Below are 26,351 nucleotides of genomic sequence, written 5' to 3'. Positions count from 1 at the left end.
ATAATATGATTTTTTTCATGCTAAAATTCAATTTTTATACATAGCACTGATAATCAGTATTTTAATTCTTATTAAGATTGAGTAAAAATTAACATACAGTTAATATTAGTTAAATTTTATTTCGCGAATTTTGCAGAAAATTAAATCTAACTATTACTAACGATTATGAAATTAATCAACAAATCGATACTGACTGTAGCTATCACATTATCTACAGCTAGTGTTTATTACGCTCAGCAAGTTCAAGACACTGTAACGAAGTCGAAAGATATTGACGAGGTAATTCTAAGAGGTGTTACGGATATCGCTAAAGATAGAAAAACACCAGTAGCAGTTTCTACAGTAAAAGCAGCACAAATTCTTGAAAGACAAGGAAACCAGGAACTTGTTGAACTTTTAAACACAACACCATCTGTATACGCAACAAAAGGCGGCGGTGGTTTTGGAGACTCTCAGATTGTTATGCGTGGTTTTGAATCCAGAAACATTGCAGTAATGGTAAACGGTATGCCCGTGAATGACATGGAAGGTGGTACTGTTTATTTCTCAAACTGGACTGGGTTATCTGACGTAACAAGTTTTATGCAGGTACAAAGAGGTCTTGGTTCTTCTAAACTGGCTATCGCTTCTGTTGGAGGTACAATGAACTTCATCACGAAGTCAGCAGATATGAAAAAAGGGGGGATTGTAAGATTAGGAGTTGGTAACAATGACTTTTTAAAAACATCATTCGCCTACAATACTGGAAAATCTGACAAAGGATGGTCTACTTCATTCTTAATGAGCAGACAAAGCGGATCTACCTATATTCAAAATACAGACTACGAATCTTATGCTTACTATTTTGCATTAGGTTGGGAGCCAAACAAAAAACACAATTTCCAATTCACAATCACTGGAGCTCCACAATGGCATGATCAAAGATCTTACGCTCCTTCTATTAGTGATTATGTAAGATATAACCCGGATAATGACGGAACTCCTGACAGAACTTATAATTCAGACTGGGGATATTACACTAACGCTGAAGGAAGAAGAGTTGCTCTTTCCAACAGATCAAACTATTATAACAAACCAGTTATCATGTTTAACTGGGACTGGACTATCAATGATAAATCCAAGTTGAGCACAGTAGCCTACATGTCTAACGGTAGAGGTGGTGGAACTGCTGATCTAGGAAGAGTTAACGGTAGAGGACTAACAACTTTAGTTAATGGCCAAGGATACTTTAGAGACGCACAAGGTCTTTATAATTATGACAAATTATTCGCTGAAAATGCTGCAGTAAACGCAAGTACAGCAGGTGCAGGTGCAACATTAGTACGTAGAGCAAGTATCAATTCTCACAACTGGTATGGTGTATTAGCCAATTTCCAACATAAGATTAATGATAACTGGAATTTCTCTGTAGGTACTGATGACAGATACTACTACGGATATCACTATCAGGTGGTTTCAGATCTATATGGTGCACAGGGATACAAAGATTCCAATAACAAAAACATCGCTCCAAACCTTGTTTCTCAAACTTCTGATTACAAAAAACTATCATGGAATCCTTTCGGAGGAAGCCAGGTTCCATTGAACGAAAGAGTTGGATTCAGTAATGATGGAGAAGTAATCTGGTACAGTGGATTTGGTCAGGTAGAATATACAAAAGATAAACTATCTGCATTCTTACAAGGATCAGTTTCTAATCAGGGATACCAAAGAATTGACGAGTTCGTTCAAGATGGTATCACCGTACAAAGAAACCAAACTGTAAACAGAAAAACAGGTTTCAAAAACATCTTTGGATACAACATCAAAGGGGGTGCTAACTATAATATCAATGAAAACCATAATGTTTTTGCAAACATTGGTTATTACAGTAAGCAGCCATTCATGAACACGGTATATCCAAGTAACCAACAAGTTGTTAACCCTCAGTTAACTAATGAGAAAATTTTCTCTGCTGAAGTTGGGTACGGATTCAGATCTGCAAACTTCAGTGCAAATGTTAACGTTTACAGAACACAGTGGAAAGACAGAGCTTTAAGAAGAACGATCCAGGTTCCTGACGTAACAGATGCTTATGCAGAAATGAACGGCATCACAGAAATCCACCAGGGAGTTGAATTTGATGCAACATATAAACTGAATAAGTTCTTAGAAATTAATGGTATGTTCTCTTGGGGAGACTATTATTACAAAGGAAATGCAACAGGTACAACATTTGACGGAAACAACAATCCTCTAACTGTAGCTGGAGATTCAAACACAACTACACTTTATATTGATAAAGTAAAAGTAGGAGGAACAAGCAGTAACAGTATTCCACAAATGACTGCATCATTAGGAGCTACCGTTAAGCCGGTAAAAGACCTAAGCATCTATGCAGGATGGAGATTTGTAGGTAAGCTTTATTCTTCTATTGATATTGCTACTTTCTCAAATATTGCTAACCAGGACAGAGGGGTATTAAAATTACCTGATTATAACCTGACTGATATTGGTGTATCATATAAAATCAGATTAAGAGACGCTAACCAGTATTTTACTGTTGGAGCTAACGTTTACAACTTATTTGATACTACTTACATCCAGGATGGCGCAACAAATATCTTTGGAAGTGACAAAATCACAACAGCAGGAGACCCTGACTTAGGTAAAACATACCAGGATGCAGGAAGAATGTACAAAGGTATCGCTAATGGTAACAGAGTATTCTTCGGATTCGGAAGAACATGGGCAGCAACATTGTCATTCAACTTCTAATAAGATCATTATATTAGATTTTATAAATATCTATCCCGGCTTTTCGCCGGGATTTTTGTTATATTTGTACCTAGAAAAATAGAAAAAATTGAATATGGATTTTTACAAGATTTTGCTTAATGCACACAAAGGATTTGGGTATCTTGAACTTCTTTTGGCCTCATTATTTATTATTGCCCTTTTAGCTACTATGTTTGGCTTCAGTGGTAAAGTGAACAAATTTTTAAAGAAGATCACGCTCTTCACGATGATTTTCTTCCACGTTCAGTTTTTACTGGGCGTATGTTTACTGTTCACCTCTCCGGGCTTTAAAGCTGCCATAGCTGCCGGAACATTAATGAAAGATGCTTACAGCAGACAGACATTTGTAGAACATCCATTTTCTATGCTAATCGCAGCGGTATTGATGACGATCATCAATAAGAAAGTAAAATCTAATGACACCATTTCTTTAGGAATTGTGATTATGGGTCTTATTGCGGTAGGTTTATTTGCATTCGCGTTCCCTTGGACAAGAGTCTTTGGGGCTTAAAAAATAAAATACTAAGTGATATACAATGAGTTGATCACTTGGTAATAGTTTAACCTTAAATTTTTAATTAAATCAATGAAAGTAGCTGTAGTCGGTTCAACAGGAATGGTTGGACAAGTTATGCTGAAAGTTTTGGAGGAGAGAAACTTCCCTGTAACAGAATTAATTCCGGTAGCATCCGAAAGATCTGTAGGTAAGAAGGTGAAGTATAAACAGGAGGAATTTACGATTGTAAGCATGAAAGACGCTATAGCTGCCAAACCTGATATCGCTATTTTCTCTGCCGGAGGAGACACTTCTCTTGAATTCGCCCCTCTGTTTGCAGCAGCTGGTACTACAGTCATTGACAATTCTTCTGCCTGGAGAATGGATCCTACCAAAAAACTGGTGGTTCCGGAAATCAATGCGAATGTATTGACCAAAGAAGATAAGATCATTGCCAATCCAAACTGTTCTACCATTCAGTTGGTGATGGTATTAGGTCCATTGAATAAAAAATATGATCTGAAAAGAGTCGTTGTTTCTACGTATCAGTCTGTGACCGGAACAGGGAAAAATGCTGTGGATCAGCTTAATGCCGAAATAAACGGAGACGACAGCGTTGCCAAAGTTTATCCTTATCAGATCTTTAAAAATGCTCTTCCTCACTGTGATGTATTCAGTGATGATGATTATACTAAAGAAGAGATCAAGTTAATGAAAGAGCCTAAGAAAATTTTAGGCGATGATACATTCAACCTTACCGCAACTGCAGTGAGAGTTCCTGTTCAGGGAGGTCACTCAGAAAGTGTAAATATTGAATTTGAAAACGAATTTGACCTTGACGAAGTAAGAAAAATCTTATCTGAAACACCGGGTGTAGTTGTAATGGACAATGTGAAAAACAACGAATATCCAATGCCACTCTACTCCGAAGGTAAAGACGATGTATTCGTCGGCAGGATAAGACGGGATCTCTCCCAGCCCAAAACGCTGAATCTCTGGATCGTAGCAGACAATCTGCGAAAAGGAGCAGCAACGAACGCTGTACAGATTGCAGAATACTTAGCAGCCAACAACTTAGTTTAAACTAACAAAATAAAAAAGAGTCTCAGAATTGAGATTCTTTTTTTTATCAAACTATGGAAAATAAAAAGACCATTACCCACAAAGACAAAATTGGATTCCAAAAAATCATTGCTGTTTTCGGAGTCATTTTATTCATTGGAAAAATCATTGCATGGAAGCTCACCAATTCCGATGCTGTATTTTCAGATGCCATGGAAAGTGTCGTAAATGTCATCAGTGCATTTATGGGGCTCTACTCTCTTCATTTGGCCGCCAAACCAAAGGACGAAGACCATCCGTACGGCCACGGAAAAGTAGAATTCGTAACATCCGGCATTGAAGGCGCTTTAATCGCCATTGCGGGGATCATGATCATCTATGAAGGTGTCAACAGCTTAGTTGTAGGAAAAACTTTAGCCAAACTGGATCTGGGAATATGGATCATCGCTGCAACCGCCATCGTTAATTATCTTTTAGGCTATATTTCCATTAAAAAAGGAAAGGCTGAAAACTCGCTGGTTTTGGTTTCATCCGGAAAACATCTTCAGTCTGACACCATCACAACATTAGGGGTGGTCATCAGCTTAGTTATTGTTTATTTTACCAAAATTTATTGGCTGGATTCTGTGGTAGCCCTTGTTTTTGGTTTCTACATCATCTATGTCGGATATAAGATTGTCAGAAAGTCGTTAAGCGGAATTATGGATGAGCAGGATCCTGACCTTCTGAACCAGATTATCAAGGTACTGGAAGATAACAGAAGAATAGAATGGATAGACGTTCACAATATGAAAATCCAGCAATTCGGGGCCAATCTCCATATCGATGCCCATATTACTCTGCCCTGGTATTACAGCCTTCGGGAAGCGCACAATGAAATGGAAAAAATGATTATTCTTTTAGCTAAAAATACCAAAAGAAGCGTAGAATTTAACTTTCATATGGATGATTGTAAAACCGTCTCATGTTCTGTCTGTCAAATCAAAGACTGCCCTGTCCGCGAAAAAAACTTTGTGAAAAGAGTAGAATGGACTCCGGAAAATGTAACGAGTGTAGATAAACATACCGTAGATTAGGGTTCAGAGTGTTGTCAGTTGATCTTACTTCTACTTCTATCATTCACCATTGACTTGCGAAGCAAAATTCACCATTGACCTTTCCAAATATTCCAAAATTCTAAGGCAACCTGTAAGTAATGAATCTACCCGTTTATTTGTCTGTCCTTTTCTAACTGTTTCCTGTAATAAAACATAGGAACAATCAAAAGCAGCGCCAGCGGCTGAATGACAAACCTTCTCATGTAAAAGGAGAAAAGATACCCCACATCAAACCGGTCATAGATACAGTAAAGATAAATCGGGAAAGTAATAACAAATATAATGGTGATGAGCAATGCGCCCTGCACCGTCCACTGTTTATTTTTAAAAAGACACTGAATGATCAGGCAGGACAAAGCAAGATTAAGAATAAACCTGAAAACATGACCAACTATTAATTTGCCCCACTCAAACTGCGGAAATGCAATATGTTTATTCGCCTCATGAAAATATCTCAGGAAAGGATCATAGAAAATTTTATCCTCCAGCACACGTACGCTGATAAGGCCGCAGATTCCTGCTATGAAGAGAAGCCAGTTAAGAATTTTCATTTTTTAATGCAAAGAATTTAATCCATACCAGCCAAAGAACCACCACCGTTCCATAAATAACCGCCGGAAAAATAAAATCATGAAACATTTTTCCATATTCTTTATAATCCGACATCACAACGTTCAGTCCAACGATGCGGAGAAGATTCATGATATACAGCAGAACAAGTCCGGCAAGAGCAAAAACAAAAGTTTTAGCCCCTTTATAAAACGCAAATACGAATGCGACAAACAGGATCATTACTGAAATGGCATTACACCCTTCCACCATTCTGGTCACGTAATTTTTCTTTACATAAAACCAAACCTGCTCATTTTTCACATCATCATAAAGTAACGTAGGAAATCCCGAAGCTTTCTGAATAGAGGCCACCTGATCCGCGATTATTCTCGAAAAAGGATCCAGTCCGCCTGCTTTACTAGCATTCAGATAAAACTGGTAAGCAAACAGCAACACCAGATAAATGACGATGAACCTCAGCAAAATGTTTAAAACTGGTTTAAAATCCTTTAGCATAATACAAAGATAAAAATTCGACTGAAATGTAAGCTAAATTAAGACATCAGATTGCAGACACCAGATATCAGACATGAGATTTCAGATTTTTAGGTTGTGATTAAGGGATGTGAATTGTGAACTTTGCTGCGCAAGTGAATTGTGAAAGTCCTCCAACTCCGGAACCCACTCGAAATAACTCATAATTTATAACTGATAACTTTTCAAACCTCTCAAACGCCAACACCCTCATACTCTCCTACTCCAAAACTCTCAAACTCCCATTAAATTAGTATATTTGTTTCCATATTATGACTTCCGAAAACGCAAAACGATTTTTTGAAAACTATCTCGGTGAACCATCTTCTGAGTTCGTTACACTGGCTCAAAGCGGTTCTGCGAGGGTGAATTTCCTGGCCAAATCCGGCAACAGAAAATACATCATCACCAGCAATGAAAATATCCCGGAAAACGAAAGTTTCCTGTATTATTCTGAAATTTTCTCTGAACTCAACCTCAACACACCTGGTATTTTTGCAGTCTCTGATGACAGGAAAATGTATGTACAGGAATTCCTGGGAGGACAGACCCTTTCCGAGATTATTACCAAGGAAGGACTTTCTCCACATGTGCAGGCATTGGTAAAACAGACCCTGGAAAAACTTTTTGAACTTCAGATCCGGACGCAGGGGAAAATTGATTTCTCAAAAACTTTTGAATATGAAAGTTATGACGAACTTCCCGTGATCCATGACCTGTATTATTTTAAAAACTTTGTCGCGGATGTTCTGGAACTGGAATACCGTAAGTCTGCTCTGTTGAAAGAATTTAAACAGATCGCTGCACTTATTGAAAGCCTCGAACCTACAGGAATTATGATCCGCGATTTTCAGGCCAGAAACATCATGGTAAATGAAGAAAGTAAAGTTTCGTTCATCGATTATCAGTCTGCTATGAAAGGTCCATTGATGTATGATGTGATCTCTTTTCTTTTCCAGGCAAAGGCTGATTTCCCGGAAGACTTCAAAAACGAAATGCTTAATTATTACATCGGACAATTTGATAATGAGGAAATTAAAATTCAACTAAAAAAATCGGTAAAACCAATCCAGATGATGAGATTCCTGCAGGTACTTGGAGCTTACGGCTTCAGAGGACTGATCCAAAGGAAACAACATTTCATATCAAGTCTGGAAAAAGGAATTCAAAACATCACGCAGTTCGCAGCATCATGGGAACAGATGAACAATTATCCGGAACTTAAAAAAGTAATAGAACAGCTGGCTACAGAAGAATCAAAATTAAAAATTAATGCGATTTTGAATCATTAACAACCTCATATTAACAATGTCAGCCTGAGCGGAGTCGAAGGCTTTACTACCAATAAAAAATAAAAACCTTAAATGGTTTAAATAAAAAAATATAAACAAAATGCTACACATCGACATACACAGTTTTTCGTACAAAAAAGGAGGAATTCCCAAGGATCTTTCAGGAAACGGCGGAGGTTTTACTTTCGACTGCAGAGGGATTTTAAACCCGGGAAGAATTGAAGAATATAAAATCCAGACAGGAAACGACATCGGCGTTCAGGAATATCTTGAAACCAAAACAGAGATGCCTAAATTCCTGGAACTGGTAAAATCTATCGTGTCCATTAATATCGATAATTATCTGGAAAGAGGTTTTGAAGACCTTCAGATCAGTTTCGGATGTACAGGCGGACAGCACAGATCTGTATATTCTGCCATCAAAATTGCTGAATTCATCAAGGAAAAATATCCTGAGGGAACAGAAATAAGCCTTCATCATGACGAACAGCACCAACTGAACGTGAGTAATGAGCAATAAGTACTATTTTACTTGTTCATCAACCCTGAAATTACTCATTATTTATCACTCATTACTTATACTATATGAAAGCTTTAATTTTCGCTGCCGGAAAAGGCACAAGGCTCAAACCCTTTACGGATCATCATCCGAAAGCACTGGCCAAGGTAAACGGCATACCGCTTTTGGAAAGAAATATCAAATATCTTAAAGGCTTCGGAATAAAAGATTTTGTGATCAATATCCATCATTTTGGAAATCAGATTGTTGAATTTTTAAATAAAAACAGTAATTTCGGATGCAACATTGAAATCTCAGATGAGACCAATGAACTGCTGGAAACCGGCGGCGGCTTGATTTTTGCTAGAAAGTTCCTCGATCACGGGGAAGATTTTCTGATCATGAACGCTGATATTTTAACGGATATCAATATCAATGCTCTGGTGGAGTACCACAAAAAGATAAAAGATTTTGCTACTTTAGCGGTTTCAGACAGAGATAGTTCGCGAAAATTACTTTTCAACGACGATATGGTTTTGAGAGGCTGGCTGAATGTACAGTCGGGAGAACAGAGGCTTGCAGAATTCAACAAAGGCTTTAAGGCTCTTGCTTTCAGTGGCGTTCACTGTATCAACCCCGCTATCTTTGAAAAAATAAAGAGAACCGGCAAGTTTTCTGTTATGGAGGAATATCTGGATCTGATGCAGACCGAGCATATCCACGGATTTGTGCACGACAGCATTCTGATAGATGTGGGAAGACCCGAATCTGTAATAGAAGCCGAAAAACATTTTAAATAATTTTTGTAATGGAAATGGATGGAAACAGGGATGAAAGTTTAGTAAATCCGGCCTTAGATATTAATGAAACAAAGCTTCACAACAGTCTCAGACAGAAAACCTGGGACGAAACCATCACCAAAGACAGCTGGATGGTTTTCAAAGTGATGGCTGAATTCGTGGATGGCTACGAAAAACTGGCCAAAATCGGACCATGTGTTTCTATTTTCGGATCTGCAAGGCTGAAGCCTGAAAGTAAATATTACGCGATGGCGGTGGAAATTGCTGAAAAGATCACCAAACTGGGCTTCGGAATCATTACCGGAGGCGGTCCGGGGATCATGGAAGCAGGAAATAAGGGCGCTTTTAATGCACAGGGAAGATCTATCGGACTTAATATTGATCTGCCGTTTGAACAGCATTTTAATCCGTATATTAACAAATCTTATTCTATGAACTTCGATTACTTTTTTGTAAGAAAAGTAATGTTTGTAAAATATTCTCAGGGATTCGTGGTCATGCCGGGAGGTTTCGGGACACTGGATGAACTGACGGAAGCTATGACATTGATCCAAACCAATAAAATTGGTAAATTTCCGATCGTTCTCGTAGGAAGTGAATTCTGGGGCGGACTGTTGGAATGGTTCAAGGCAACACTGTTAAAAGAAGGGATGATCGCAGAAGATGATCTGGACTTATACAGAGTGGTAGACACGGCTGATGAAGCGGTGGCCCACATCAAAGCATTTTATGATAAGTATTCTGTGAATGTAAATTTTTAATTGGCATATTATTTGTGACCTATAATTAGCAAGTATGATTGTAAATCTATTAATTAAGATGAAAAAACTTTTATATATATCAGGAATTTTAACATTTTTTGTGTTAATGAGTTTTATGTATGTAGACTTTTTCTCTTCAATGACCAAAGTTGATTATATAGATGGAAGCAAAACATTGAAGTTTACCACAAAGATGAATACCAACCATATTTCTGACGCTATTAAAATCAATCCCAATACAGCCGGATTTGAAGCAGAAGTAAAAAAATATGTGAACAATAATTTTGATGTGTACGTCAATGGCTCTCCGAAAACTATAACCTTCACCGGAAGTCAGGTAAGCGGAGAAACGGTATGGGTATATTTTGAAACCGGCGGTGTTCCGGACATCAGTACCATGAAGATTAAAAACACCATTCTTTTAAGTTCTTTTCCTAAGCAGTTCAATATTGTGAGTGTTTCTTACAAAGGAAGCCAGAAAGTAATGAACTTCCAGAGAGGAAAAGAAGTGAATGAGGTTTCTTTCTAGTCGGAATAATTTAAAAATAAATAAACCACTGCAGATGCGGTGGTTTTTTTGTGTCCTATCAACTTTTGTTTTACCAAATAATAGTTATTAAGATCCTTTCTTGAGCGTAGCATCTATTTCATTACATTTCTCCCATTCATGCGTGATCACTGTATCTTTCTTGTGAATATTAAACGTTAATTCCCCTCTCTTTTTTACAACCGTATCTCCAAGTTCTATTTCATCAGCATATAAATTCCACCATCTGTTGTGCGTTTTACAAACTTTAGGCTCTTGCGTTATAGGATCATGTCCTTTAATCTCAAACCAGACCGAATTAGCAGGTTCCAGATCTACAATAATGTTACATTCTTCTTTGGAAAGTATCTGACTGTATTTCAAACATTCGTTTTTTTCACAGGAGAAAAGCATGATAAACACGAACAAACAGGTCAATGTTTTGGTTATTTCGTTCATACAGGATGAGTTTAACTTTTATATATTCCAATATACTCATTCTAAAAAAGAGAAAGCTTATCCTTGTCAAGGTTTTGAACCTTGACAAGGATAAATAAAAAATATCAGGATTTAAATAATTTCAAATTTACTGATCATTATAAAAATCATAACTAAACAAAAAAGGCCGTCTCCTAAAAGACGGCCTGTATTTAAAATATCAGATTTTGATTACTGAATCTGAATATTATCTAACTGAAGAGTAGTGGTCACACCCGTAGATGCTCCTGTATATTCAAATAAGATAAATCCGTTACCCGTTAATCCGGCAGGTAGCGTATAAGTTCCCGCAGGAGCTAACGTACCATAATTAACAGCCGGAGCCTGTGGAATTGTAAATGCAGATGTAATATCTGTTTTAGTTGCCGTTGTAATATCTCCAAGCGGAGTATAGTTGGTCGTGTAATATACTTTTAAAGCATTACCATTCCAGAATCCAACGTTAACGTCAAATTTCACGGTGTTGGCTGCTGTAAAGTCAACCGGTACAGCAAAATAAGTCAAGTAGTTTCCAGAACCTGAATTAGCTCCCAACTGGATATATTTATTGTTGCTGAAAGTCTTTAACTGCCAGTATCTGTTTCCTAACACCGCATCATTTACATATTTAGGATATACTTCAAGGTTAGTAGGCGTCAGAGAATAGCTTTCAAAGTTTTCAAGGAATGAACCTGAATAAGCAATCTCCGTACCTCCTTTAGGCGGCGTTGCATCTACTCTTGTTCCTGTGAAGTTGATATCAGATAAGCTTCTGATCAGCATCTGCCATGTAGAATTGTATCTGCTTACTACGAAAGTAACGGTACCGTTTCCTTTTGGTATAAGCTCTCCTCCACTCTTGAAGAATCCTGAGTTTCTGATTACTGCTGCACCTCCTAATTTATCTTCAATATTTCTGTCTGTATCCAAACCTTGGTTTCCGGCATCATAATCAAGATATTTTTTCTGAACCGGGAAGATTTCACCGATACCAAACTGTACGTCAGATACAGTAACTAACGTATTGATCAGGTTAGCCTGCTTTGCATCATTTAATGAATTAAGCTTTGTAGGGACAAGAGTCTGGATATCCAAACCGTTTCCTGAACATACTCCGGAAACATATCTTCCTACAAGAGCCTGAGGAATTCTACCGATCGCGAAGTTCGGATCTTCAGAACCTAATTTAATAGAACCTCTGTCAAGACCTAAACGCAATCCTTTAGCATTAATTCTGATGTGTGCACCTACCGGGAAATCTGCAAAGTTACTTGCTTTATCCACCTCGATCTGAAGACCTACTGTAGGGTTAACCGTTTTATCCTGGAAAGAGATGGTTTTGTAGAAATTTCCCTGAGCATCAGAAGAAACGATATAACCATCGAAGATCTGATCTGTAGTAATTAATTTATATCCTGTAGCAGGAGCCTGAGCCGAAAAATCTGCCATTGAAATGTTTGGCGCTTCGAACTTATTGGAACAGGCGATCGGGGGAGTTTCCCAATCATCATTCTTTACACAAGAAGACACTGCAGACAGTACACCTACTACTACGAATGTCGTTTTGAAAAAGTTAGTGAAATTATTCATTGTTATTTTTTTATTTTTTATTAGAATCTGAATTGTAAGTTAACAAAGTACGAACGTCCCTGAGTATACCAGTATTTCGGTCCGAAAGAAGGTGTAGGACTGTAATAATCCGAAGCAAAATCTTTCGCTTTCGTTTCTCTCGTTTGCTCAAAACCTCCTGTAATGAATCTCTTGTTGTTTAAGATGTTATTCACAGAAGCAGTTAATAATATGTAATACTTTCCAATCATGAATGATTTCCCTGCATTGGCATTTAAGAAAAATGCAGAAGGAAGTTGTACAGGCTTCAGCATATCACGTACATCACCATCGGTAAGACCAATGTAAGGTGTACTTGAATAAGGGTTTTGAATAAAGTTATTCGTTCTTAAAGCCGGAGCCGGATCCAGATAATTGTTATCAAAATAGTTCCAGTTGGCACCTACCCACCAGTATTTCGGGTTGTTGTAACGGAAACCTAAAGAGAAAGCACGCTGAGGAGTTCCCCCTTGCTTATAATCTTTCAAATAGGCTTTTCCGAAAGAAGTCACACTACTTCCTGAAGCATCAGAAACCAGATAAACTTCCGGATTGTTTCTGTATGTATACTCACCTAAACTGGCAAGACCCTGTAAAGATAAAGTAGGAAGAACTTTAAGGTCAACCCCTAATTCAACCCCCATATTTCTTTTCTCTAGGTTGGACATTACCTGAGTAACGAATGCACTCTGTACCTGAGAAACAGATCCGTCCGGATTTGTGCTGCTCAGCTGAATTCCGTCTGCAAAGAATCTCTGTACATTGGTTTCATTCTGAGTATCTACAATAAATCCTGATGCTCTTAATTTAAGGAAAGGTGTATTGATCACATAACTTAAATCATTCGCTGTATATACGGTACTTCTGATATTAGGATTAACAAGTGCGTTGATTCTAGGATTGATGAACAAATCTTCCAGGAATGGTGCCTGATTGTACATCGCTCCGTTATACACTAAGAAGTTACGTCCGTTGATACGGTAAACAATCTGTCCTTTCAGACCAAAGTTCCAGAAATTGTAATCTTTGCTTTTCCCGTAAGAGTTTTCATATAAATAATGCTTGAAAAGACCTTCTCTGTTTGAAGTAGAATATCCTGCCATAGCAGAAACAAATACATCAAAATTACCTGTAGAAAATTTCAGTCCCGGATTTACTTTCGCCTCCTGTCTTCTCAGGATATAATTGTAAGTCATACGGTCCCCTTCTTTCAGCTGAACGTTGGAATCTAACGTATTATACAATCCTGAAGAACCAGGTTTTGCAGATTCTTTAAACGGATCTACACCAATAGCGTAATCACCTCCTAAAAGATCTTTCATTTCACGGTAAAGCTCAGATTTGTAGTTCTGATAAGAAACGTTCATGATAAACTTCGTACGGTCGTTAAAGTTGTACGTATAGTGTGTACCAGCATTGAAAATCTTATCATCACTTACGTCATCTACCAGATATACTTTAGAACGCTTTCCGGATATTCCGTACAAACGGGCCATTTCAGCCTGGTCTGCAGCATCTACCTTTTGGTTGTTCGCATAGATCTGTCCCCAGTTAAGCTGAGTAACATTAGGATCTCCGTTCTGCCAGCTTGACAAACTTGTATTGTAAGCATCGATCAGAGTTCCGTACTGTGTAGGATCTGGCTGTGTATTATTGGTAGCGTTATAAATAATACTGTTGATATAGTAACTTGGTAAGTTTCTGTAGTAGGTAGGAGAAGGATTGGTAACCCCATTCCAGTCTAAACGGGAACCTTTATCTTTTCCAAACTGGTAAGATGCAGTCGTCCAAAGACTGGATTTTTTATTAATTTTCCAGAAGTCCTGAATCTGGAAAAGCGGCTGAAATCCTCTACGAACTCTTTCGCTTCTCTTTTCTCCATCCTGCCATCCCCAGTACGAGTTGTAATGTACCCCTCTGTAGTCATACACTTCCTGAGTATTCGGGCTGGATGTAGATCTTCTGTAAGGCGCACCGATCGCATTGAAGGTAATCGTGTGGCTGTCGCTGAATTTCTTTTCAACCCCAAGGTAAGCTCCGTAAGCATCATAGAAAGTTCCTTCCTGGATTCCTTCATCAGCCCATCTTCTGGCCCCCATTGCAGTAAACGCCCATCCTTTCTTGCTCATTCCTGAGGTATATCGTAAAGATGTTCTGTTTCTGTAATTTCTGTTGGTTAAGGATTGTGTAAACTGGAATCCTTTTCTATACTCACTTGCTTTTGTGTTTTTGTAAACCACAGAGCTGTTTCCTCCAAAAGCATATTCAGACGGAGAATGGTTAGACGCGATTTCAGGATATCTCGTGATCTCGTTTAGTCCACCCCAGTTACTGAAGTCAACATTACCATTATCAGATTTTACCATGGAAACACCGTTCAGCATAGATTCACCAGTTCTTCCATCGATACCTCTTGGGCGGAACCAGTAAAATCCTAAATCAAACGCAGCAATTCTACTGAATACATCCATTGATGATTGTAGCAAACCTACTGTGGAAGCCTGTCCACTGCTGTTGCTGTCATCATCATCATTGTCTATAATAGCTAAACCTTGATCTGCGCTTGTAAGATTAGAATACAGGGTAATTATCCCCAGATCCTTTTTTTTCTCATCGGCTACGTCAAACTCCATCATTTTGGTTTCGAAGTTTGGTTTCGTAATCATAATTTGATAATGGCCCGGCTGCAGGTCTACAAACTGGAAATATCCAATTTTATCAGCCGTTACATCATTCTCACTCCCTTTAAGATCTACTTCTGCCCTTTCAATGGGCTTTCCTTCAGCATCCTTAAGATACGCAAACACAGTGGTCTGCGCAAAATAGAATGAAGCAGGAAGTAAAGTAAACAAAGAGACTAATGATAGTTTTTTAATCATGAGTATATTTATTTTTTTTAATACTTTTCTTATTAGTTTTCAACCGTTTAAAAGTTGGGGGCACAAATTTAGTCAAAATTTGGAATTTCCAACTTTTTTAACATTATTTTTTCTTAACATTGCAAGCTTTTATGATTCATTATATAAGAGAATTATTTTATATTGTTTTAAATTTACAAATATTTAAAATGGAGTGAATTAAAAAAAGGTAAATTTGTCGTTTAAATAATTTTAATACTCTAGAGGATGAAGAGATTTATGAGTTTTATGGCCATCGTTTTTTCGGTAATGGCTTTTGCACAACAGGGCAAGCTTAGAAAAGTGGCTGCTGTTGGTTTTTTGAATGTTGAAAACCTTTGGGACACTATACGTTCTGCAGATTATATAGATGGGACTAAAGACATCCATAATCCGGCTTTCCATAGAAGTATACCCTTAGATTCCATCAAATTTTTAGAAGCTGAAAAGCATGACGGACCTTGGAGCGACAGTGCTTTAAAGGGAAAGAAAGCCGTAAGATACCAAAGCGGTTCTGAAGAATTCACCCCAAGCAGCGGTAAAAACTATAATACCAAAATCTACAAAGCAAAACTGGCCAACGAAGCAAAAGTAATTGCAGAACTGGGTGCTCAGTATACCAAAACAGCTCCTGCCGTGGTAGGGCTTATCGAAGTAGAAAACAGACAGGTGATCGAAGATCTTGTAAAACAGCCTGCTCTTGCCAAATATGATTACGGAATCGTACACTACAACTCTTATGACTACAGAGGAATTGATGTAGCACTAATCTATCAGAAAAGAAGATTTACAGTAACCAACTCTTTAAAGAAAGAACTGAAAGTATTCGGTGATGACGGTAAAAGAGAATACACCAGAGACATCTTGGTAGTAACTGGTTTCCTTGATAATGAAAAAGTAGCATTCTTCATGAATCACTGGCCTTCAAGAAGAGGTGGTGAAGCCGTTTCATTACCTAAAAGAAATGCAGCAGCGGCTTTACTGAAGCAGCAAATGGACAGCATCAGAACAGCAGATCCTACGACAAAGCTTTTTGCTATGGGTGACTTCAATGATGATCCTGTAAGTTCAAGTTTAAAAAATTATCTAAAAGCGGCAGCAAGTCCTAAAGATTTAAGCGAAACGACACCTTACCTTAATTTAATGTATCCTTTATATAAGAAAGGTATTGCTTCACTGGCTTATCAGGATGCGCCTAACCTTTTTGACCAGATCATCGTTTCCAAGAATTTGGTTTCGGATCAGGTAACTAAAGAATACTCAGTATACAAAGCAGAAATCTTTGCTCCCCCATATTTAGTGAACAAAGAAGGAAACTATAAAGGTTATCCTTTCAGATCCTGGAACGGAGACCAGTTTACAGGAGGATACAGTGACCACTTCCCGGCATTTGTTATTCTTCAGAAAGAACCATAAAAAATTAACTTAGGCACTCATTTTGAGTGCTTATTTTTTATACAATGCTTTTATTATGAAAAATATAATCACCCTACTTCTCTTTGCACTGATTCCTTTCAGCTGTTTTTCTCAGGACGGCCCTAAGAAAGGTGAAGAGAAGTCTGAAATGAAGCCTTCTAAAAATGATGACGGCGAGTGGGATATTACTGTGATCGACACCCAGTTCGATTACTTTTTAAATGCGGTAGCCAAACCGATGAGTCAGTATTCGGAATCTTATCTGAAAACAAAAAACACATTTCTGGTTACTGAATGGAATTCTTATTACAGTTCAGGAAAATACAGGAATATTATAGAGTCCGGCATAGATTACGATCCGAGAGAGAAATACGGGATTAAATTTGAATACAAGCTCTATCAGGTCTTTGCCTATGTAAGCTGGAAATACGGATTGAAAATGAACGGGCTTTCTCCAAGTGATGCTACGAGATAGTCTTAAAAAGAAAGATCATAACAATAAAAAAAGGTTCAGAATTTCTTCTGAACCTTTTTACTTTTATAATAGCTGAAAATTATTTGTTAAATAATTCCTCTACTTTATCCCAGTTTACTACGCTGAAGAACGCTGCTACATAATCAGGTCTTCTGTTTTGGTAGTTTAAATAGTAAGCGTGCTCCCAAACGTCCAATCCTAAAACCGGAGTTCCTTTCACATCTGCAACAGGCATTAACGGGTTGTCCTGGTTCGGAGTAGATGAAACAGATACAGATCCGTCTGCATTTTTCACTAACCAAGCCCATCCTGAACCGAATCTTGTTTTAGCAGCGTCAGAAAAATCATTTTTGAATTTTTCAAGACCTCCGTAAGCTTCAATAGCAGCTTTTACGTTTCCTACAGGCTCATTGCTTCCGCCCGGAGTTAAAATTTCCCAGAATAAAGAGTGGTTGAAGTGTCCTCCACCATTGTTTCTTACAGCTGGCTTGTCAGTTCCTGTCTGGCAGATCTCTTCGATCGTTTTACCTGCTAGCTCAGTTCCTTCAATGGCTTTATTTAAATTGTCAATATAAGCCTGGTGATGTTTTGTATGGTGGATTTCCATAGTTTTAGCATCAATAGTAGGCTCCAATGCATCGTATGCATATCCTAATTTAGGTAATTCAAATGACATAATTTTTATTTTTAATGTTATATCCAAATTTAGCCAATATTTAGGCGATTATCAAATACTGGGTATTACTTTAATAAATCTTTAACATTGATATATTGATTTAGAATGAATTAATTTTTATAGGAGGGAAGCGGGAAGTTGGAAGAGGGAGGTTATCGCAGTCTAAAATAAATCTCAAAGCCTTTTTTGAGTTAATGAAAAAACAAATTACAATCTTACTCTTTTTAAAAACCCTCAAACCCTTTTACACTCAAACTCTCAAACTCAAACCTCTCCAACTTCAATAAAAAAGCACGAAAATCCGCTGATTTCCGTGCTTTTTTTAACAACAATTAAATTAATCTATTTATTCATAGACATCAGGAATTCTTCGTTATTTAAAGTTCCTCTGATGTTTTTGTTTACAAATTCCATTGCTTCTACAGGATTCATCTCAGAAAGGTATTTTCTGAAGATCCACATTCTCTGAGAAGTTACTTCGTCTAAGAGAAGGTCGTCTCTACGCGTGCTTGAAGAGACAAGATCAATCGCAGGATAAATTCTTCTGTTGGCAATTTTTCTATCTAACTGAAGTTCCATGTTACCCGTTCCTTTGAATTCTTCAAAGATCACTTCGTCCATTTTAGAACCTGTGTCGATAAGTGCCGTAGCAATGATGGTTAATGAACCACCACCCTCAATTTTTCTGGCCGCCCCGAAAAATCTTTTCGGTTTGTGAAGCGCATTGGCATCTACCCCACCGGAAAGTACTTTTCCTGATGCTGGTGTCACCGTGTTGTATGCTCTTGCTAATCTCGTAATAGAGTCAAGAAGGATCACTACATCATGTCCGCATTCTACCATTCTCTGAGCTTTTGCTAAAACAAGGTTGGCCACTTTTACATGCTTGTCAGCTGCTTCATCAAATGTAGAGGCGATAACTTCTGCATTTACACTTCTTTCCATATCGGTAACCTCTTCAGGACGTTCGTCGATCAGAAGGACCATCATATATACTTCAGGGTGATTGGCTGCAATAGAGTTGGCGATATCTTTTAGCAACATCGTTTTACCCGTTTTAGGCTGGGCTACGATCATGGCTCTCTGTCCTTTTCCGATTGGTGCAAAAAGATCTACAATTCTTGTTGAAAGCGTAGATCCGTTTCCGGTAAGATTAAATTTTTCTTCAGGGAAAAGCGGCGTTAAATATTCAAATGCCACACGGTCTTTGATGAACGCAAGATCACGTCCGTTTACTTCCGTAGGTTTTAATAATGAAAAATATTTTTCTCCTTCTTTCGGAAGTCTTACAATTCCTTTAACAGTATCTCCGGTTTTAAGACCGAAATTTCTGATCTGTGCCGTAGAAACATATACGTCATCAGGAGAAGAAATATAACTGAAATCAGATGAACGAAGGAATCCGTAGTTATCCGGAAGGATTTCTAAAACCCCTTCAATACTTACCATTCCATCGAAACTGAATTCTTTTCTGTGTTCAGAATGATGCTCCTCATTTCTGTCAGCGTGTTGTCTTTGCTGATTTTGATTAGGATTCTGATTCTGGTTAGGATTCTGGTGTTGGTTAGGATTATTTTGGTTCTGACCCTGATTTTGGTTTTGATGCTGATTAGGGTTCTTATGTTGGTTTCCGCTGTTTTGCGGATTGTTTTGTCTTTGTTGGGATCTGGCCTGATTTTGAGGAGTATTAGGCTTTTCTTCAGATGGAGCAGATTCTTGAGGTTCTGCATTTTTAGGAGCTTCTGCTCTTTCCTGTGGAGTTTCTGTAGTACCAGTGTTATTGGCTACTACTCTTTTTCTTTTTTTCTTGGCTTGTGCCTGATTGTTTTCTTCAGGAGTGGAAACTGTTTCAGCTTTAGGTTCTTCCTGTTTGGGTTCTTCAGCAGCCGGCACCTTTTCTTCTACTTTCTCTTCAATCTGTGGTTTTTCTTCAGTTGGTGCTTTTACTTCTGCTCTTGGTTTGGCAGGTTGTCTTTTAGGCGCTGCTTTTTTTACAGGAGCCTTAGCAGGTTTGTCTGCCGGTTTTTCTTCAGTATCCATGCTGGTTTCTGTGGCGTTGAAATAATCTTTTGCAACTTTAGGGTTAGAAGCCTGAAAGTCAAGAACGGCAAAGATCTTATCATTATCATTGCTGTTTCTAGCAACTTTAACGCCTAAATCTTTTAAGATTTTAGTCAGTTCCGTTACGGATTTTGACCTTAACGTTTCTATGTTAAACATACTTAATGTAAAAATGTAATTAATTGTGAGTAAGAAAAGTAAGTCCGGTGACTTTTGTTTTCAAGTACATATGTATAATGCAAATCTACACTAATTTTTGAATTGTGCAAAATTTATGTTATTTTTGCCAGGTATTTAAGAATCAATGTTACAGAGAATACAGACTATATGGACTCTTTTGGCGGTTTTGGCTGCTGTTTCCCTTTTCGTTACAGGACAGGATGTTGACGTTTTCGGCAATATTCCGGTGATTGATATCAGTTGTATTGCCCTTGTTTTGGCAGGTGCATTAAGTATTTTCAGTTTCAAAAACAGAAAAAGACAAATTATGCTGAATACGTTCAGCATCGTTATAAACGCTTTGTTGATTGGTGTATTGGCGTACTGGTTACTAAACTTATCCGGAGGAATTCAGATTCCTGAGAAGGGTATTGAGCCGGTTTTCCCATTGATTGCAATCATATGTCTGCTTATTGCAAACGTATTGATCCGCAGAGATGAGAGGCTCGTAAAATCTGTAGACCGACTTCGATAGCCTTACAACGATTTTTTGAGTGAGAACAGTTCCGAAAGGAGCTGTTTTTTTTGTAGTCATTATATAAACCGTTTTGATTTTCATAATTAAATTGACACACACTTCGACTCCGCTCAGTGTGACAGAGTCTTTTTTGAAATAGTATCGGTGTGAATATCAACTGAAAGTCTGAAAATGTTTTAAAAATTAAATGATTTACTTAATTTCGCATTAGATCTTAAGTATCTTAATGGTTGAAATGCATTCCTGTCTGATTAATTTATACCATTTCATGCAACATTTCCGTTAAGAATACGACTGATCCTATTAAATTGTATCTATAATGAAAAAACTAACCTACCTTGCCCTGTCCTTCTGCTCCGTATTTACGCTGGCACAGGAAGTTTCAAAAGAAAGAGTAACCACCATCCTTTCTACACTGGCTTCAGACGAAATGAAAGGCCGTGAGATCGGAACTCCGGAAAATGACAAGGCAGCAGAATATATTGCAAAGCTTTTTAAAGAAAATAAACTTGACTACTGTACAGGAAATTCTTACCTGATTCCTTTTGAATATGAAGGAAAGAAAGTCTACAACGTATGCGGGGTTAAAAAAGGGAAAACGGATAAGTATCTGGGATTCTCAGGTCATTTCGATCACATCGGGACAAGTGACAAAACCGGAGATAATATCTATAATGGTGCAGATGATGATGCAAGCGGAATTGCCACTTTAGCAGGTATTGCCGATTATTTCAAAAACAAAAAACCTGAATTCTCAATGGTGTTCATGGCCTTTAATGGAGAAGAAAAAGGAATGCTGGGATCCAAAGCGATTTCTACGGATGCCAATCTGGATAAGATCTATAATAATATGACCGCACTTTTCAACTTTGAAATGGTCGCTACAGAATCTCAATTCGGAAAGAATGCTCTTTTTATGACCGGCGACGAGTTTTCAGATTTTGATGAACTATTTAATCAATATGCCGCCAACGGTTTAAAAATAAACCCGGACCCTTACGCAGCACAAAAATTATTCTACAGATCAGACAATGTAAGTTTTGTGAAGAAGAAAATTATTGCGCATTCATTCTCAACGGTTGATATGACGAAAGCTTCGCATTACCATAATGAAAGTGATGATGTGAGTGTGGTGGATTTTGATAATTTAACCGGTATTATCAACAATGTGGGAAAAACTCTTGAAAAATTAAATCCTAAGAATTTTGCTCCAAAATATAATGACAAAGTAAAATTTTAAAGAAATATAATCATAAAAACCGCCGGAATGGCGGTTTTTTCTTTAGCCTATAATCCCTAAGTGATATAAAATTAAACAAACGTTTGTAACAAAATAGGTCCGATTGAAACATATTAATTAAAGTAAAACAGGATTAAGAACGTCTTTTCCTTTAATTTTACGTAATTTTGCTATCCAATTTTTCATTGAATGAAACCATTACAAAGAATACTTTATTTCGCGAAACCGCATCAAAAATACCTTTTCGGAAGTATGTTTTTCAATATTCTGTACTCCTTACTCAATATCTTATCGGTAGGAACCATGCTTCCTATTTTGGGATTAATGTTCGGTACGATTGAAAAACAGGGTAAAGAGCCGGTATGGAGCGGAGCTTTCGGCGACTATTTCAATTATATAAAAGATAAAGCGTACTATTTTGTACAGATACAGATAGACCAGCACGGTGCCGTTTATGTATTGGCTGTTCTTTGTGCCATCACAGGAGTTTCATTTTTATTAAGAAATATTTTCAGGTACATCGGGTCTTTCCTATTGGTAAATTACCGAGTAGGAATTACAAAGGATCTTCGTACGGCGATGTATAATAAATTTCTTCAACTTCCGGTTTCTTTCTTTACAGAACAGAGAAAGGGAGATATGATGTCAAGAATTTCCAATGACATCGGAGGTGTAGAAGGTGGAATCATGGGGGTTTTGGTAGATATTATCAATGCTCCGTTTATGATCATCTCTTCATTGATCGCACTATTTTTACTGTCTCCTCAGCTTACCTTATTCTCACTACTTGTTTTCCCGATTATGGGCTGGCTGATTTCATGGACCGGAAAAAGTTTGAAAAAACAGGCTCATTTTGCTCAGGCTGAACTTGGAAATCTTTTCTCCTTGGTAGACGAAACATTGAAGTCGTCTAAGGTCATCAAGATCTTTAATGCAGATAAGATCCTTAAAAACAGATTCAACGAAACAACTACCAACTGGCAGAACTATGCGATCGATATGAGTAGAAGAAGAGAATTGGCATCACCTATGAGCGAATTCCTTGGTTCTATTACTATTCTTATCATTACATGGTATGCGGGAACACAAATTTTAGAGGATCAAACGATGAAACCTCAGGCTTTCTTGGTATTCATCGGAATGTTCTTCCAGATTCTTGACCCGGCGAAAAAGCTTTCCAGTGCGATTTCTTCCATCCAGGGAGGTATGGCAAGTTTGGAAAGAGTAGCTGAAGTTCTTGATTATGATCTAAAAGTGGAAGAAATTGCAGAACCTATTTCTATCTCTACCTTAAGCAATCAGATCGAATTCAAAAACATTGGATTCTATTACGATAAAGATAATGTGATCCTTAAAAACTTCTCACTGATCATTCCGAAAGGAAAAACCATCGCCCTTGTAGGCCAGAGTGGAAGTGGAAAAACAACTATTGCTAACCTTTTGGCAAGATTCTATGATGTGAATGAAGGTCAGATTTTAATTGACGGGGTTGACATTAAACATTTAAAATTAAAAGAATACCGTCAGCTTCTGGGAATGGTAACTCAGGAATCTGTACTGTTCAATGATTCAGTATACAACAATATCCTGATGGGTAAACCTGATGCGACGAAAGAAGAAGTAGTCGAAGCGGCAAAAATTGCCAATGCTGACAATTTTATTTCGAATCTTCCTGATGGATACAACTCTAATATCGGTGACGATGGAAATAAACTTTCCGGAGGTCAGAAACAGAGGGTTTCCATCGCCAGAGCAGTATTGAAAAATCCTCCGGTAATGATCCTCGATGAAGCTACTTCTGCACTGGATACGGAATCTGAAAGATTTGTTCAGGACGCCTTGGATAAAATGATGGAAAACAGAACATCCCTGGTGATTGCACACAGACTTTCAACAATCCAAAAAGCAGACTGGATCGTAGTAATGGAGAAAGGAATTGTAGTGGAACAGGGAACACACCACGATCTTATCGCTAAGAAAGGCATGTACCACAAGCTGGTAGAGCTGCAAAATTTTGACTAATCGTTTATTGAATTAAATTCATTTAAATGAATCCCATACAAGAGTACTTCTACAGAATTGACGAGCCTGAAAGAAGTACTCTTTTGTTTTTACGAAAAAAGATCCTCGAATCTGATACGGAACACATTACAGAGACATTAAGTTTCGGACTCCCCTTCTTTAAGTATAAAAAGAAAATGCTGTGTTATCTCTACTATAGCAAAAAGTACAAACAGCATTACGTCAGTTTTTATCATGGTGACAGACTTGATCATCCACTCCTGATCCAGGATGGCAGAAAGAAGTTTAAAATCCTTCTGATCAATATGGAAGAAGATTTGCCAGTCGAAACTATTTTAGAACTCACAGAAGAGGTTAAAAAGCATATAAAATAAAAGCTGCGGCATGGTTTCACCATGCCGCAGCCCATTTTAAGAATTTCTTTTTATTACTGTGTATTAATTCCGCTGAATTCTGCCTGCTTAACTGCCCATGCGATCATATTCGCAAACAGTATAGAGTTTTGCACCTGCATTCCTCCCGCTGAATAGCCATTTCCTGCAGATCCGTAGGTTGCTTTCTGAACAGGGAAATATCCGCCTGAGCTTGGTGCAACAAAAGGCTCAATGGTATTGCTTGAATAAGGATTTCCGTTTGCATTTTCATTACTTAAGAAACCTCCGTCTCCAAACCATATAAAGCTCACGTTACTGCTTCTCAGTCCGGAAATACCGGTTCTTGCTGTAGCATTGTTAATCGGCTGTGCATAACTGTAAGGAATAAATCCGCTGGTAAGGCCTGAAATATTGACCGTTGTAGAAGCGTCTTCACCCCAGTTTTTCCCTCTTACATCTCCGAAAGGACCATTCAATATTGGATCATCCGTATTGGAAAGTGCATAGACCGATCCTGCTCCCGATCCGTTGGACGCTGAAATGGTAGGATCTGAAAATATTCCTCTGAATAAATTCTGTGCGGTTCCCGTATCATCGGTAAGCGCAATGACAATTCCTTTTTTATTGAGATAAGAAGCTATATAACCTGCTTCAGTAGCATTCGGCGTATAATTATATCCAATAATGACAATATCCGGTTTAGCATTCAGAGCTGCCTGAAGTGACGCTGAAGAGGGTGAGTTCCCAAGAGAGGTATGCGTAAAGCCTTCATACTTTACAATACTGGAAGCGGTAGTTCCAAAGTTGGTCGGAGAATCCATAAGACTTCTGGAAGGTCCTGTAAAAGCGCTGTATCCGTAAGCTGATTCCAGGCCTATGTGGAGCACTGTTTTTTTAGGAACCACTACGATGATACTCACATTACATGTTGTAGGAACACCGCCCTGACTGTCTGAAGTAATGGTAATGGTTTTCACCGCAGTAGAAGAAGGCGTTCCCGTTCCGCCCAGGGTTATATTTTGGTTTCCCGTCGAAGTAAATGTACCTGAACCTCTGAATGAAATTCCATCCACCGTATTGGTTGTAATGGTATAACTTCCCAATGAAGAAACATTGATGGGTAATGTAATCGTATTGGAAGAATTAAGAGCTGTTCCCACTTTATACACGCCATTCGCGACAGCACTTCCACAACTCATGGTATAACTTCCTGCAGGGCTTAGAACATTAACAGATACAGCAGGTGTACAGGTCACATCATTTCCGTTAGCTGTCAGCGACACATCATCCGTCTGAACATTCTGAGGAGTGCCTTGTCCGGCAATTTGGATGGTTTGAACGCCCGTATTCAGAAATGTTCCCGTTCCGTAAAAATTGTATCCGTTGATCGTAGTTCCTGAAATGGTGTAATTTCCTATTTTAGTCACATTAACAGAAATATTAAGATAGTTTGAATTAGTTAGCTCTCTTCCTTTCACATACGTCCCCATTACTGTCGTGTTGGAACAGTCAACCGTAAACACGGCTTTTCCCAGCTGTCCGCAGACACTTTTCCATTCATCATCGGCAAGGCTCCAGTAATTAAAACAGTCTTCCGTAGTATTGTAAATAGTAAGACCGTCATCCTGTGGCCGGTTAATGATAATGGCATTTCTCTGGTTTTCCGTGAGACGGGGAATAAGTATTCCTTTATTGTTGTTTCCTGAGACCACATCCAGCACCGAGTTTGAATTGGGTGAAGAAGTATTGATCCCGACTGCGCCGTTCTGAATCTGTGAATAGAACTGTCCAAAAACCAAAATCAGCGCCAGAAGCAAAACTTTGATTTTTGCTGTTGTAGAATTTGTTTCCATCGTTTCGAAATAATTATGTTTGTTATGTTTTAAACTGACTTTTCAGCCAACGCAAAAATATCATCCATAATAGCATTTCAAATAAAAACAGCCTACGCAATACTACGCACGAGTAGTAAAACTCACAATCAATCAACATCTTACAAATAAACACTTAG

At 38.0% G+C, this 26,351-nt stretch carries 23 protein-coding genes; 15 read left to right on the top strand and 8 right to left on the bottom strand.

Annotation, left to right across the window (positions count from 1 at the left end; translation table 11 throughout):
• Positions 1–165 precede the first annotated feature (165 nt).
• From BUA72_RS19490 to BUA72_RS19475, 4 genes are all read left to right on the top strand, one after another.
• A complete protein-coding gene (locus BUA72_RS19490; RefSeq protein ID WP_072924680.1) occupies positions 166–2,757 on the top strand; it encodes a TonB-dependent receptor in 2,592 nt (863 codons plus the stop codon).
• Positions 2,758–2,851: 94 nt separating this feature from the next.
• Positions 2,852–3,289: a hypothetical protein gene (locus BUA72_RS19485; RefSeq protein WP_034724008.1), complete on the top strand. Its 438-nt coding sequence runs from the start codon at positions 2,852–2,854 to the stop codon at positions 3,287–3,289.
• A gap of 75 nt (positions 3,290–3,364) precedes the next feature.
• Positions 3,365–4,357 carry an aspartate-semialdehyde dehydrogenase gene (locus BUA72_RS19480; protein ID WP_072924679.1) on the top strand — a complete coding sequence of 331 codons (993 nt, stop codon included), beginning with the start codon at positions 3,365–3,367 and terminating at the stop codon, positions 4,355–4,357.
• Positions 4,358–4,410: 53 nt separating this feature from the next.
• Positions 4,411–5,412 (top strand): cation diffusion facilitator family transporter, encoded by a 1,002-nt coding sequence (locus BUA72_RS19475; protein ID WP_072924677.1) that lies wholly within the window; start codon positions 4,411–4,413, stop codon positions 5,410–5,412.
• A 125-nt stretch (positions 5,413–5,537) separates the two neighbouring features.
• Here BUA72_RS19475 and BUA72_RS19470 read toward each other — a convergent pair whose 3' ends face one another.
• Positions 5,538–5,984, bottom strand: coding sequence for an exosortase F system-associated membrane protein (locus BUA72_RS19470; RefSeq protein ID WP_072924676.1), 447 nt, complete (start codon positions 5,982–5,984; stop codon positions 5,538–5,540).
• Entirely contained in the window at positions 5,971–6,501 is a 531-nt protein-coding gene (xrtF, locus tag BUA72_RS19465; protein WP_072924674.1) for an exosortase family protein XrtF, read from the bottom strand. The genes BUA72_RS19470 and xrtF overlap by 14 nt, the downstream gene beginning before the upstream one ends.
• A gap of 290 nt (positions 6,502–6,791) precedes the next feature.
• Here xrtF and BUA72_RS19460 point away from each other — a divergent pair, with 290 nt between their 5' ends.
• The 5 genes from BUA72_RS19460 to BUA72_RS19440 all read left to right on the top strand — a co-directional run bounded on the left by BUA72_RS19460 (position 6,792) and on the right by BUA72_RS19440 (position 10,400).
• Positions 6,792–7,811 (top strand): aminoglycoside phosphotransferase family protein, encoded by a 1,020-nt coding sequence (locus BUA72_RS19460; protein WP_072924673.1) that lies wholly within the window; start codon positions 6,792–6,794, stop codon positions 7,809–7,811.
• Between the two features lie 100 nt (positions 7,812–7,911).
• Entirely contained in the window at positions 7,912–8,331 is a 420-nt protein-coding gene (locus tag BUA72_RS19455; RefSeq protein ID WP_072924671.1) for a RapZ C-terminal domain-containing protein, read from the top strand.
• A gap of 65 nt (positions 8,332–8,396) precedes the next feature.
• Entirely contained in the window at positions 8,397–9,110 is a 714-nt protein-coding gene (locus BUA72_RS19450) for a nucleotidyltransferase family protein (protein ID WP_047450782.1), read from the top strand.
• Positions 9,111–9,118: 8 nt separating this feature from the next.
• A complete protein-coding gene (locus tag BUA72_RS19445; protein WP_081873875.1) occupies positions 9,119–9,871 on the top strand; it encodes an LOG family protein in 753 nt (250 codons plus the stop codon).
• A 58-nt stretch (positions 9,872–9,929) separates the two neighbouring features.
• The gene (locus tag BUA72_RS19440; protein WP_228383983.1) at positions 9,930–10,400 is read left to right on the top strand and encodes a DUF6702 family protein; all 471 of its coding nucleotides are present in this window, start codon (positions 9,930–9,932) and stop codon (positions 10,398–10,400) included.
• Between the two features lie 87 nt (positions 10,401–10,487).
• On the opposite strand, the gene BUA72_RS19435 is transcribed toward BUA72_RS19440, so the two are convergent.
• The 3 genes from BUA72_RS19435 to BUA72_RS19425 all read right to left on the bottom strand — a co-directional run bounded on the left by BUA72_RS19435 (position 10,488) and on the right by BUA72_RS19425 (position 15,361).
• Positions 10,488–10,856: a hypothetical protein gene (locus BUA72_RS19435; protein WP_228407923.1), complete on the bottom strand. Its 369-nt coding sequence runs from the start codon at positions 10,854–10,856 to the stop codon at positions 10,488–10,490.
• Between the two features lie 210 nt (positions 10,857–11,066).
• The gene (locus tag BUA72_RS19430; RefSeq protein ID WP_072924668.1) at positions 11,067–12,464 is read right to left on the bottom strand and encodes a M949_1556 family lipoprotein; all 1,398 of its coding nucleotides are present in this window, start codon (positions 12,462–12,464) and stop codon (positions 11,067–11,069) included.
• 20 nt (positions 12,465–12,484) lie between these two features.
• The gene (locus BUA72_RS19425) at positions 12,485–15,361 is read right to left on the bottom strand and encodes a carboxypeptidase-like regulatory domain-containing protein (protein ID WP_072924666.1); all 2,877 of its coding nucleotides are present in this window, start codon (positions 15,359–15,361) and stop codon (positions 12,485–12,487) included.
• Positions 15,362–15,607: 246 nt separating this feature from the next.
• Between BUA72_RS19425 and BUA72_RS19420 the strand changes: the two genes are divergently transcribed.
• Together BUA72_RS19420 and BUA72_RS19415 are read left to right on the top strand one after the other, a co-directional pair.
• Entirely contained in the window at positions 15,608–16,795 is a 1,188-nt protein-coding gene (locus tag BUA72_RS19420; RefSeq protein ID WP_047450791.1) for an endonuclease/exonuclease/phosphatase family protein, read from the top strand.
• Between the two features lie 55 nt (positions 16,796–16,850).
• Positions 16,851–17,270 (top strand): DUF6146 family protein, encoded by a 420-nt coding sequence (locus BUA72_RS19415; RefSeq protein WP_072924664.1) that lies wholly within the window; start codon positions 16,851–16,853, stop codon positions 17,268–17,270.
• 79 nt (positions 17,271–17,349) lie between these two features.
• Here BUA72_RS19415 and BUA72_RS19410 read toward each other — a convergent pair whose 3' ends face one another.
• Complete coding sequence (locus BUA72_RS19410) at positions 17,350–17,946, bottom strand: superoxide dismutase (RefSeq protein WP_034724027.1); 597 nt, start codon at positions 17,944–17,946, stop codon at positions 17,350–17,352.
• Positions 17,947–18,288: 342 nt separating this feature from the next.
• A complete protein-coding gene (rho, locus tag BUA72_RS19405; protein ID WP_072924663.1) occupies positions 18,289–20,166 on the bottom strand; it encodes a transcription termination factor Rho in 1,878 nt (625 codons plus the stop codon).
• A 145-nt stretch (positions 20,167–20,311) separates the two neighbouring features.
• On the opposite strand from rho, the gene BUA72_RS19400 reads away from it, so the two are divergent.
• The 4 genes from BUA72_RS19400 (at position 20,312) to BUA72_RS19385 (ending at position 24,340) form a co-directional block, all read left to right on the top strand.
• A complete protein-coding gene (locus tag BUA72_RS19400; protein WP_047450796.1) occupies positions 20,312–20,701 on the top strand; it encodes a DUF4293 domain-containing protein in 390 nt (129 codons plus the stop codon).
• 322 nt (positions 20,702–21,023) lie between these two features.
• Positions 21,024–21,944, top strand: coding sequence for a M28 family peptidase (locus BUA72_RS19395; protein ID WP_072924661.1), 921 nt, complete (start codon positions 21,024–21,026; stop codon positions 21,942–21,944).
• 189 nt (positions 21,945–22,133) lie between these two features.
• Positions 22,134–23,966, top strand: coding sequence for an ABC transporter ATP-binding protein (locus BUA72_RS19390; RefSeq protein WP_047450800.1), 1,833 nt, complete (start codon positions 22,134–22,136; stop codon positions 23,964–23,966).
• Positions 23,967–23,992: 26 nt separating this feature from the next.
• A complete protein-coding gene (locus tag BUA72_RS19385) occupies positions 23,993–24,340 on the top strand; it encodes a DUF1801 domain-containing protein (protein ID WP_072924660.1) in 348 nt (115 codons plus the stop codon).
• 53 nt (positions 24,341–24,393) lie between these two features.
• Here the strand turns inward: BUA72_RS19385 and BUA72_RS19380 are convergent, their stop codons facing one another.
• A complete protein-coding gene (locus tag BUA72_RS19380) occupies positions 24,394–26,193 on the bottom strand; it encodes an autotransporter outer membrane beta-barrel domain-containing protein (RefSeq protein ID WP_072924659.1) in 1,800 nt (599 codons plus the stop codon).
• Positions 26,194–26,351: the final 158 nt, after the last annotated feature.

Origin of the sequence: Chryseobacterium sp. OV279 (assembly GCF_900128945.1) — a bacterium.
Lineage (GTDB): Bacteria > Bacteroidota > Bacteroidia > Flavobacteriales > Weeksellaceae > Chryseobacterium.
The sequence above is the reverse complement of the archived record's forward strand: the minus strand, read 5'-3'. Positions and strand labels throughout refer to the sequence as shown.